Below are 10,295 nucleotides of genomic sequence, written 5' to 3'. Positions count from 1 at the left end.
GGGGGTGGGAGCGCAGCGACCGTTTGGCGAAGCCAAACACATCGAGAGGAGGTGCAGCGAAGCAAACCGTAGGCGATGCCCCCGGATCAATCCCGGAGCGAAGGAACCCGAGCCACAGCGAGGGCCGTACGTCAGGGTAAAGCCTTTTGGGTTACCTTTTCGGCGTTTGGAAAAGGTGACTCGCCGTAAGGGCGAAACCCTAAGAAGCCGTTACCGCAGCAACGGATATACACACAAACCAAAATTACCCCCAAGAAAGTCCGATAACCGCCCACAAAAAAATGCCCCAATCTCTCGACCAGGGCATTTCCATCCAACTCAAACTACATATTCAATCCAAAAGCCTCAGTGCGAAACCGCCCCACTAGCCCCCAACCCAGTCTGCGAACGCACAAACTGCGGGAAGAACGCCGCACGCTCGTTCTCAGCCGCCGCCGACTTGTCGGTAACGGAGAAGAACCAGATCCCGATAAACGCAATGATCATCGAGAACAACGCCGGATACTCATAAGGGAAGATCGCCTTCTCATGATGCAGAATCTGCACCCAGATGGTCGGGCCAAGGATCATCAGACCCACCGCACTCACCAGACCCAACCAGCCGCCAATCATGGCGCCACGGGTGGTCAGCTTCTTCCAGTACATCGAAAGCAGCAGCACCGGGAAGTTGCAGCTCGCCGCGATGGAGAACGCCAGACCCACCATGAACGCAATGTTCTGGCTTTCGAACAGGATGCCCAGGCCGATGGCCAGAACGCCCAGTGCGATGGTGGTGATCTTCGAAACGCGGATCTCATCCTTCTCGTTGGCCTTGCCCTTCTTGATCACGCTGGCGTACAGGTCGTGAGACACCGCCGAAGCACCGGCCAGAGTCAGACCGGCCACTACTGCCAGAATGGTCGCGAACGCCACCGCCGAGATGAAGCCGAGGAACACGCTGCCGCCCACGGCGTTGGCCAGGTGCACCGCTGCCATGTTGTTGCCGCCGAGCAGAGCGCCCGCCGCATCTTTGAAGGCCGGGTTGGTGCTGACCAGCAGGATCGCGCCGAAGCCGATGATGAAGGTCAGGATGTAGAAGTAGCCAATGAAACCGGTCGCGTACAGCACGCTCTTGCGGGCTTCTTTCGCGTCGCTAACAGTGAAGAAGCGCATCAGGATGTGCGGCAGGCCAGCGGTACCGAACATCAGTGCCAGGCCGAGGGAGAACGCCGAGATCGGATCTTTTACCAGACCGCCCGGGCTCATGATCGCTTCGCCTTTGGCGTGAACCTTGATGGCTTCGGAGAACAGGGTGTTGAAGTCGAAGTTGACGTGCTTCATCACCATCAGCGCCATGAACGAGGCACCGGACAGCAACAGCACCGCCTTGATGATCTGCACCCAGGTGGTCGCCAGCATGCCGCCGAACAGCACGTACATGCACATCAGGATACCGACCAGAATCACCGCAACGTGGTAGTCGAGACCGAACAGCAGCTGGATCAGCTTGCCGGCACCGACCATTTGCGCGATCAGGTAGAACGCCACCACCACCAGCGAACCGCAGGCAGACAGGGTGCGAATCTGGGTTTGCCCGAGGCGGTAGGACGCCACGTCGGCAAAGGTGTATTTGCCCAGGTTACGCAGACGCTCGGCGATCAGGAACAGAATGATCGGCCAGCCCACCAGGAAGCCGATCGAGTAGATCAGGCCGTCGTAGCCGGAGGTGAACACCAGCGCGGAAATACCCAGGAAGGACGCCGCCGACATGTAGTCACCGGCAATCGCCAGACCGTTCTGGAAACCGGTGATCTTGCCGCCCGCCGCATAGTAGTCGGCCGCCGAGTTGTTGCGTTTGGACGCCCAGTAAGTGATGCACAGGGTTGCGCCAACGAACGCGACGAACATGACGATCGCGGAAACGTTGAGTGGTTGTTTGTGGACTTCGCCGGTCAGGGCGTCAGCGGCCCAGACGGCTGGAGCGAACGCTGCGATGCTCAAAAGAGCCAGTAGACGCCGGATCATTGCTGAGCCTCCTTGAGAATCGCGTTGTTCAGGTCGTCGAACTCGCCATTGGCGCGGCGCACGTAAATGCCGGTCAGGATAAAGGCCGAGATAATCAGTCCGACACCGATCGGGATGCCCCAGGTGATGGACGATTCGGGACTGATTTTCGTGCCGAGCACTTGCGGCCCGTACGCGATCAGAAGGATGAAGCCGGAGTAGAGCCCGAGCATGATCGCCGAGAGTATCCAGGCGAACCTTTCTCTTTTCTTGACCAGCTCCTTGAAGCGCGGGCTGTTCTGAATCGAGAGGTAAATGCTGTCGTTCATTGTTTTTATCCTCGCAGCACAGATTTTTATTTTTGGAACATATCCACTGTATGCGGCTGCGAGCCGGGTTCCAGACGACCTTAGTAGTAGAACGCCATGACGTTTTTGCCAATTTCCAGACAAGCCGAAAACGGCCAACGCTGCTTATTAATAGTGGGCAAACAAAAAAGGCCGCCCGACTGTCATGTCGGGCGGCCCCGGGAAGCGCAGATTAGACGCTTCGGCTTAAATCACTTGGTCCAGTCGGCAACACGTTCCGGGTGTTTGGCAATCCAATCCTTGGCCGCTGCGTCAGGTTTTGCACCGTCCTGAATCGCCAGCATGACTTCGCCGATTTCGTCTTTCGAAGCCCACTGGAAGTTCTTCAGGAACTTGGCCACTTCCGGCGCCTTGGTCGCCAGTTCCTTGCTGCCGATGCTGTTCACGGTTTCAGCCGCGCCGTACACGCCTTTCGGGTCGTCGAGGAAGCGCAGTTTCCACTTGGCGAACATCCAGTGCGGCACCCAGCCGGTGACGGCGATGGATTCGTTTTTCTTCTCGGCACGGGTCAGCTCGGCAATCATGCCGGCGCCGGAACTGGCCTTGAGTTGATAGCCGGTCAGGTCGTAATCCTTGATCGCCTGATCGGTCTTGAGCATCACGCCTGAACCGGCGTCGATGCCAACGATGCGCTTTTTGAAGGAGTCGTCGGTTTTCAGGTCTTCGATGGTCTTGGCCTTGACGTACTCTGGCACGATCAGACCGATTTTCGCATCCTTGAAGTTCGGGCCGTAATCGACGACCTGATCCTTGTTCTTGGTCCAGTATTCGCCGTGGGTCACCGGCAGCCAGGCCGAGAGCATGGCGTCGAGTTTGCCGGTGGCAACGCCCTGCCACATGATGCCGGTAGCGACGGCTTGCAGTTTCACGTCGTAGCCGAGTTTCTGCTTGATCACTTCGGCCGCCACGTGGGTGGTCGCGACGCTGTCGGACCAGCCGTCAACGTAACCGATGTTCAGGGTCTTGGTTTCAGCACTGGCGAGTGTGGAGCCCATCGCAAGCACCAGAGCGGCACCTGCGCCTAAAAGTCGTCGCATCTTCATCGTTACTTCCCCGAAATGCTGCGCCCGACGGATGCCGGGCATCGTCAACGTGTTGTTATGGTGCTCGGCGCCCCCATCACGCCCGTTCGCGAACTCGTTCGAACATCAGCGGAGTACTGATGAGTCTGATCATCAACCTGACGCCCGTTAAGACCTGCTCTGCCAGCGACCTCGAAGCAACGAGAAACGACATCAGAAAGCCATTAACTGCGTCAGGATATTTGGCGCCAGACAATCCGCCCGAACTTTGCATGTCAAAATCGTGCGGGCCACCAACCTGCTTATAAATGCAGGTAACATGCGTCGCTTTGCAGCCACTCGGCCTGACCATGTCCGCGACTTCCCGCTTCCCCTTTTTTCCTTATGTGTTCGCCTGCCTGCTCGGGCTGTTTGCCCTGTGCGGCTTCTGGTACGGCCTCGGTAAACCGGTGATCCTGCCGGACGTCGCCACCCCGAGCCACAAGCTGCAATGCGCCTCCTACACCCCGTTCGACAAGGACCAGTCGCCGTTCGACGTGCCGTTCAAACTGCGCCCGGAGCGCATGGACGCCGACCTCGCCCTGCTCGCCACCCGTTTCGAATGCATCCGTACCTACTCGATGACGGGCCTCGAAGCGCTGCCGGATCTGGCGCGCAAGCACGGTTTGAAGTTGATGATCGGCGCGTGGGTCAACAGCAATCCGGTCGACACCGAGAAGGAAGTCGATCTGCTGATCGCCTCGGCCAACGCCAACCCGGACGTGGTCAGCGCCGTGATCGTCGGCAACGAAGCCTTGCTGCGCAAGGAAGTGACCGCCACCCAACTGGTGAAGCTGATCAACAAGGTCAAAAGCCACATCAAGCAGCCGGTGACCTACGCCGATGTCTGGGAATTCTGGCTCAAGCACCCGGAAGTCGCGCCGGCGGTGGATTTCCTGACCATTCACTTGCTGCCGTACTGGGAAGACGATCCATCGAACATCGACGCGGCCCTGCATCATGTGGCCGAAGTGCGTCAGGTGTTCGGCAACAAGTTCGCCCCAAAAGACGTGATGATTGGCGAAACCGGCTGGCCGAGCGAAGGCCGCCAGCGTGAGACCGCGCTGCCGAGCCGGGTCAACGAGGCCAAGTTCATTCGTGGTTTTGTCACCCTCGCCGAACAGGAAGGCTGGCGTTACAACCTGATCGAAGCGTTCGACCAGCCGTGGAAGCGCGGCAGCGAAGGCGCGGTCGGCGGTTACTGGGGGCTGTTCGATGCGAATCGCCAGGACAAGGGCGTGTTGGCCGGTCCAGTGTCGAACGTACCCTACTGGTCGCAGTGGCTGGCGGTCGGTGGACTGATTTTCCTCGGAACACTGCTGCTGGGTGGTCGGGTTCGTACGACGCGTTCGGCGCTGATCCTGCCGCTGCTCGGCGCCCTCGCCGCCTGCTCGATTGGTGCCTGGGGTGATCTGGCCCGGGTGACCACGCGATTTGCCAGCGAATGGCTGTGGGTCGGGTTGCTGACGGCTCTGAATCTGTTGGTGCTGGCCCATGCCGCGCTGACCTTGAGCGCCCGCAGTGGCTGGCGTGAACAGGCGTTCAACGCTTTCGAGCGACGGGCCGGCTGGCTGGTGGCGGCAGCCGGTTTCGCCGCTGCCGTGATGATGCTGGAGCTGGTATTCGATCCGCGCTATCGCAGCTTTCCGAGCGTGGCCTTCATCCTGCCAGCGCTGGTTTACCTGTGCCGCCCGGTGCCCGTTGCCCGGCGGGAGATCGCCCTGCTGACCTTCATCATCGGCGCCGGCATTGCGCCGCAGCTGTTCCGTGAAGGATTGCAGAATCAGCAGGCGTGGAGTTGGGCGCTGGTCAGCGTGTTGATGGTGGCTGCACTTTGGCGCTGCCTGCGGGCTCGCAAGGGCTGACCTTCAGCATCTGAAAGCATTGCATCGCGGGCGAGCCCGCGATGCATGACTACTTGGCGTCGCGCGATTCCCGCACCAGTCGCAACCCGGCAATCACCACCGCAAACACCGCCAGCGTCGTGTTGTACAGCGCCAGCGCCGGCAACCCGAACACCAGCGCCAGCACCGCCAGCCACCACCCTGCCCGTCCCGGCACGACAAAACCGATCACCGCAGCCGCGACCGCCGCCCAGCCCAGCATCTGAAAATGAATCATCAGGCCCAGGTTCGAGCGCACCGAGCATTCCCAGCGGCTCGCCTCATCCACGCAGATGCCCACCCACTGCGCATCTTCCATGAAGCCATAACGCGCGCCATAACTGGCGGCCAGCCACAACGGCAACAGAACGAGCAGCAGAATCACGGGCAAGCGGCGGGACATGGAACACTCCAATCGATGAAATCGGCGGCCAGCTTAATCTGCCGCCGCGCATACGCAAGGACTAACAACTCTTAACTGGTCATTCCTTCCTTGCAAAGTGTATCGTCCGGCTACTATTACTCCGAATTCCGTCAGTTTGGTGCCGTGGCATGGCACTTTGGCGCAAACCCGGTGGTCATAGCCTGCGAACCTCATTCGGCACCTTCCTCTAAGGGATCTAGTCATGCTCCGTTCCTTGCGCTTCGCCGCCCTGTTTGGCGGCCTTATTCTGAGTGCGTCCGCGCTGGCGGTGGATATCGACGCCGCCAGCTATGGCTATCCCCTGACCAATCCGTTCGAGGCGACCATCGCCACCACGCCGCCGGACTTGCGCCCTGAACTGCCACTGGACGACGACATCGATCAGACCGATCGCAGCGTCACCCTGCGCCCCGAGCGCGAATTCATCCTGCCGGACAATTTCTGGCCGGTGAAAAAACTCACCTACCGCATCGCCACCCAGGACAAGGCCGCGCCGCTGATCTTCCTGATCGCCGGCACCGGCGCGCGCTACGACAGCACGCTCAACGAATACCTGAAGAAGCTTTATTACAAGGCCGGCTACCACGTGGTGCAGCTGTCTTCGCCGACCAGCTTCGACTTCATGAGCGCCGCCTCGCGTTTCGCCACCCCCGGCGTGACCAAGGAAGACGCCGAAGACATGTACCGGGTGATGCAGGCCGTGCGGGCGCAGAACCCGAAACTGCCGGTCACCGACTATTACCTCAGCGGCTACAGCCTCGGCGCGCTGGACGCGGCGTTCGTTGCCCACCTGGATGAAACCCGCCGCAGCTTCAACTTCAAGAAAGTCCTGCTGCTCAATCCGCCGGTCAACCTCTACACCTCGATCACCAACCTCGACAAGCTGGTGCAGACCGAGGTCAAGGGCATCAACAACAGCACCACCTTCTATGAACTGGTGCTGAGCAAACTGACCCGTTACTTCCAGCAGAAGGGTTACATCGACCTCAACGATGCGCTGCTCTACGACTTCCAGCAGTCCAAGCAGCACCTGAGCAACGAGCAGATGGCTATGCTGATCGGCACTTCGTTCCGCTTCTCGGCGGCCGATATCGCGTTCACTTCGGACCTGATCAACCGTCGCGGCCTGATCACCCCGCCGAAATTCCCGATCACCGAAGGCACCAGCCTCACGCCGTTCCTCAAGCGTGCGCTGCAATGCGACTTCGACTGCTACCTCACCGAACAGGTGATTCCGATGTGGCGCGCCCGCACCGACGGCGGCAGCCTGCTGCAGCTGATCGATCAGGTGAGCCTCTACGCCCTGAAGGATTACCTGCACGACAGCCCGAAAATCGCCGTCATGCACAACGCCGATGACGTGATCCTCGGCCCGGGCGACCTCGGTTTCCTGCGCAAGACCTTCGGCGATCGCCTGACCGTTTACCCGCTGGGCGGCCATTGCGGCAACCTTAACTACCGCGTCAACAGCGACGCCATGCTGGAGTTCTTCCGTGGCTAAATATCTTCTGCTGATTGCAGCGCTCCTCAGTGCAGGTATGGCCCAGGCCGACAACAGCAAAGCCAATGCACCGGTGGTCATCGACAGCGACGGCTTCAAGGAGCCGCTGTCCAAACTCAAGTTCAACCCGGGGCTGGATCAGCGCGAGTTCGAGCGCTCGACCCTCAACGCGCTGAACGTCTACGACCCGCTGGAAGAGTGGAACCGCCGCGTCTACCACTTCAACTACCGCTTTGACCAATGGGTGTTCCTGCCGGTGGTCGATGGCTATCGCTACATCACTCCGAGCTTCGTGCGCACCGGCGTGAGCAACTTCTTCAACAACATTGGCGACGTGCCGAACCTGGTCAACAGCCTGTTGCAGTTCAAGGGCAAGCGCTCGATGGAAACCACCGCGCGCCTGCTGCTCAACACCACCATCGGCATCGCCGGGCTCTGGGATCCGGCCACCGCCATGGGCCTGCCGCGTCAGAACGAAGACTTCGGCCAGACCCTGGGCTTCTACGGCGTACCGGGCGGCGCCTACTTCGTGCTGCCGATCCTCGGCCCGTCGAATCTGCGTGATACTGCAGGTCTGGCCGTGGACTACACCGCCGAGTCTGCGATCAACTTCCTCAACGTCTCGGAAGTCAGCTCCAACCATCCGGAAGTGTGGGTACTGCGTGGCGTCGACAAGCGTTACCAGACCAGCTTCCGCTACGGTCAGCTGAACTCACCGTTCGAGTACGAGAAGGTGCGCTACGTCTACACCGAGTCGCGCAAGTTGCAGATCGCCGAGTAAAAACGCCGGCCACAAAAAAGGCCATTCGATGCGAGTCGAATGGCCTTTTTGTTTGCCTCAGGATTCAACCCTTCAGCGCTTTCCAGACTTTGCCGATCACGGACACGCCCGCCAGCACCACCGCACCCGCGATGATCCCCGCCACGCCGTTCAACAGCATCGGCACCACAAACCCGGCGCCACCGGCCGCTGCGCCGACGCTTTCGATCCAGTGATGCACCACCGGCACGCCGTGGGTCAGGATGCCGCCACCGACCAGGAACATCGCTGCGGTGCCGATCACCGACAGGCTTTTCATCATGTAGGGCGCGGCGCGCAGGATGCCGTTGCCGATACTTTTGGCCATCTGGCCGGGCTTCTGAGTCAGCCACAGACCGAGGTCATCGAGTTTGACGATACCGGCCACCAGGCCGTAAACGCCCACGGTCATGACAATGGCGATGCCCGACATCACGATCACTTGCTGGGTCAGCGAAGCATCGGCCACGGTACCGAGGGTGATGGCGATGATTTCCGCCGAGAGGATGAAGTCGGTGCGGATCGCGCCCTTGATCTTGTCTTTCTCGTACGCCACCAGATCGGTGGCCGGATCGGCCACGGCGTCAACCAGTTGCGCATGCTCGGCCTCGTCTTCGGCCTTGCTGTGCAGGAACTTGTGCGCGAGCTTTTCGAAACCCTCGAAACACAGGTAGGCGCCACCGACCATCAGCAGCGGCGTCACCAGCCACGGCACGAACGCACTGATCGCCAGCGCCGACGGCACCAGAATCAGTTTGTTGACGAACGAGCCCTTGGCCACCGCCCAAACGACGGGAATTTCCCGCTCCGCGCGTACGCCGGAGACCTGCTGGGCGTTGAGCGCCAAGTCGTCGCCGAGCACGCCGGCGGTCTTCTTGGCAGCCATTTTGGTCATCAACGCAACGTCGTCCAGAACGGTGGCGATGTCGTCGATCAGCACCAGCAAACTGCTTCCTGCCATGAATCTTGTTTCCTTATGTGAATAATGCCGCGCAGCATACCGCGACTGCAGGCCACACGGGGCATTGTTGAGCGCCGCGCGAGGCCGGTGCTACCATGCGCAACCGCCAGAACAGGCAAGGAACCACCGGGTTTATGAGCACAATCCGCGAGCGCAACAAAGAACTGATCCTGCGTGCAGCCAGTGAAGAGTTTGCCGACAAGGGCTTCGCTGCCACCAAAACCAGCGACATCGCCGCCAAGGCAGGACTGCCCAAGCCCAACGTCTATTACTACTTCAAGTCCAAGGAAAACCTCTACCGCGAGGTGCTGGAAAGTATCATCGTGCCGATCCTGCAGGCCTCGACCCCGTTCAACCCGGACGGCGTACCGAGCGAAGTGCTGAGCGGCTACATCCGCTCGAAGATCCGCATCTCCCGCGACCTGCCTTTCGCCTCCAAGGTGTTCGCCAGCGAAATCATGCACGGCGCCCCGCACCTGAGCGCCGACCTGGTCGAGCAGCTCAACGGCCAGGCCAAGCACAACATCGACTGCATCCAGACCTGGATCGACCGCGGCCAGATCGCCCCGATCGACCCCAACCACCTGATGTTCAGCATCTGGGCCGCAACCCAGACCTACGCCGACTTCGACTGGCAGATCTCCGCCGTCACCGGCAAGGACAAGCTCGACGAAGCCGACTATGAAGCGGCAGCACAAACCATCATCCGGTTGGTGCTCAAGGGCTGCGAGCCGGACTGAAGTCCGCACCTCCAGACACAAACAAGCCCGCCCTCACATCATCCTGTGAGGGCGGGCTTGCGCGTTTCAGCGACTATCCGGTTTTAGCCACTCAGGCTGCCACCCCCGCATCCGCCCGCAGGTCCAGGGCCTCCACGGCCTTGATTGCGACCTGCTCATCGATGTCCGACAGATCGCCGCTGATGCCGATCGCACCCAGCACGTTCCCCGCCTGATCACGAATCAGCACACCACCCGGTGCCGGCACGACGCTGCCCTGCCCCATGCTGTTAAGTGCGGCGATGAACGCCGGGCGTTGTTGCGCGTCCAGCGCCAGCAGGCGTGAGCCCTTGCCCAGCGCGATGGCGCCCCAGGCTTTGCCGATGGCGATGTTCGGGCGCAGCAGGCTGGCACCGTCTTCGCGTTGCAAGGTGACCAGATGGCCGCCGGTATCCAGTACCGCGATGGTCAGCGGCGCGGCGGAGATGGCCCGCCCCGCATTGATGGCTTCGTTGACCAGCTTGACTGCGACTTTCAAGGTTAAAGCGCTCATGGTGCCGTCCTCATTTTGTTATTGGGAAAGTCGTTGGGCTGCG

Annotated in this window: 10 protein-coding genes; 4 read left to right on the top strand and 6 right to left on the bottom strand. The window is 60.5% G+C overall.

Features of this window, described 5'->3' with window-relative positions:
• Positions 1-345: 345 nt before the first annotated feature.
• The 3 genes from EIY71_RS16140 to EIY71_RS16130 all read right to left on the bottom strand — a co-directional run bounded on the left by EIY71_RS16140 (position 346) and on the right by EIY71_RS16130 (position 3,394).
• On the bottom strand, positions 346-2,004 hold the full coding sequence (locus EIY71_RS16140) for a cation acetate symporter (RefSeq protein ID WP_064594474.1): 1,659 nt from the start codon (positions 2,002-2,004) through the stop codon (positions 346-348).
• On the bottom strand, positions 2,001-2,312 hold the full coding sequence (locus EIY71_RS16135; RefSeq protein WP_007959307.1) for a DUF485 domain-containing protein: 312 nt from the start codon (positions 2,310-2,312) through the stop codon (positions 2,001-2,003). Before EIY71_RS16135 ends, EIY71_RS16140 begins: the two co-directional genes overlap by 4 nt.
• Before the next feature lie 230 nt (positions 2,313-2,542).
• A complete protein-coding gene (locus tag EIY71_RS16130) occupies positions 2,543-3,394 on the bottom strand; it encodes a glycine betaine ABC transporter substrate-binding protein (RefSeq protein WP_134022278.1) in 852 nt (283 codons plus the stop codon).
• A 287-nt stretch (positions 3,395-3,681) separates the two neighbouring features.
• Between EIY71_RS16130 and EIY71_RS16120 the strand changes: the two genes are divergently transcribed.
• Complete coding sequence (locus EIY71_RS16120; protein WP_134022275.1) at positions 3,682-5,277, top strand: beta (1-6) glucans synthase; 1,596 nt, start codon at positions 3,682-3,684, stop codon at positions 5,275-5,277.
• A gap of 49 nt (positions 5,278-5,326) precedes the next feature.
• Here EIY71_RS16120 and EIY71_RS16115 read toward each other — a convergent pair whose 3' ends face one another.
• Entirely contained in the window at positions 5,327-5,698 is a 372-nt protein-coding gene (locus EIY71_RS16115; RefSeq protein WP_102686061.1) for a hypothetical protein, read from the bottom strand.
• A 223-nt stretch (positions 5,699-5,921) separates the two neighbouring features.
• On the opposite strand from EIY71_RS16115, the gene EIY71_RS16110 reads away from it, so the two are divergent.
• Positions 5,922-7,220 (top strand): serine/threonine protein kinase, encoded by a 1,299-nt coding sequence (locus tag EIY71_RS16110; RefSeq protein ID WP_129973895.1) that lies wholly within the window; start codon positions 5,922-5,924, stop codon positions 7,218-7,220.
• On the top strand, positions 7,213-8,001 hold the full coding sequence (locus EIY71_RS16105) for a VacJ family lipoprotein (protein WP_129973896.1): 789 nt from the start codon (positions 7,213-7,215) through the stop codon (positions 7,999-8,001). Before EIY71_RS16110 ends, EIY71_RS16105 begins: the two co-directional genes overlap by 8 nt.
• A 64-nt stretch (positions 8,002-8,065) precedes the next feature.
• On the opposite strand, the gene EIY71_RS16100 is transcribed toward EIY71_RS16105, so the two are convergent.
• Complete coding sequence (locus tag EIY71_RS16100; RefSeq protein ID WP_039769774.1) at positions 8,066-8,980, bottom strand: DUF808 domain-containing protein; 915 nt, start codon at positions 8,978-8,980, stop codon at positions 8,066-8,068.
• Between the two features lie 134 nt (positions 8,981-9,114).
• Here EIY71_RS16100 and EIY71_RS16095 point away from each other — a divergent pair, with 134 nt between their 5' ends.
• Entirely contained in the window at positions 9,115-9,720 is a 606-nt protein-coding gene (locus EIY71_RS16095) for a TetR/AcrR family transcriptional regulator (RefSeq protein ID WP_007959290.1), read from the top strand.
• A 91-nt stretch (positions 9,721-9,811) separates the two neighbouring features.
• On the opposite strand, the gene EIY71_RS16090 is transcribed toward EIY71_RS16095, so the two are convergent.
• Positions 9,812-10,252 carry a heme-binding protein gene (locus EIY71_RS16090; protein WP_011333104.1) on the bottom strand — a complete coding sequence of 147 codons (441 nt, stop codon included), beginning with the start codon at positions 10,250-10,252 and terminating at the stop codon, positions 9,812-9,814.
• Positions 10,253-10,295 lie beyond the last annotated feature (43 nt).

This window comes from Pseudomonas sp. CH235 (assembly GCF_004368175.1).
GTDB lineage: Bacteria > Pseudomonadota > Gammaproteobacteria > Pseudomonadales > Pseudomonadaceae > Aquipseudomonas > Aquipseudomonas paraglycinae.
The sequence above is the reverse complement of the archived record's forward strand: the minus strand, read 5'-3'. Positions and strand labels throughout refer to the sequence as shown.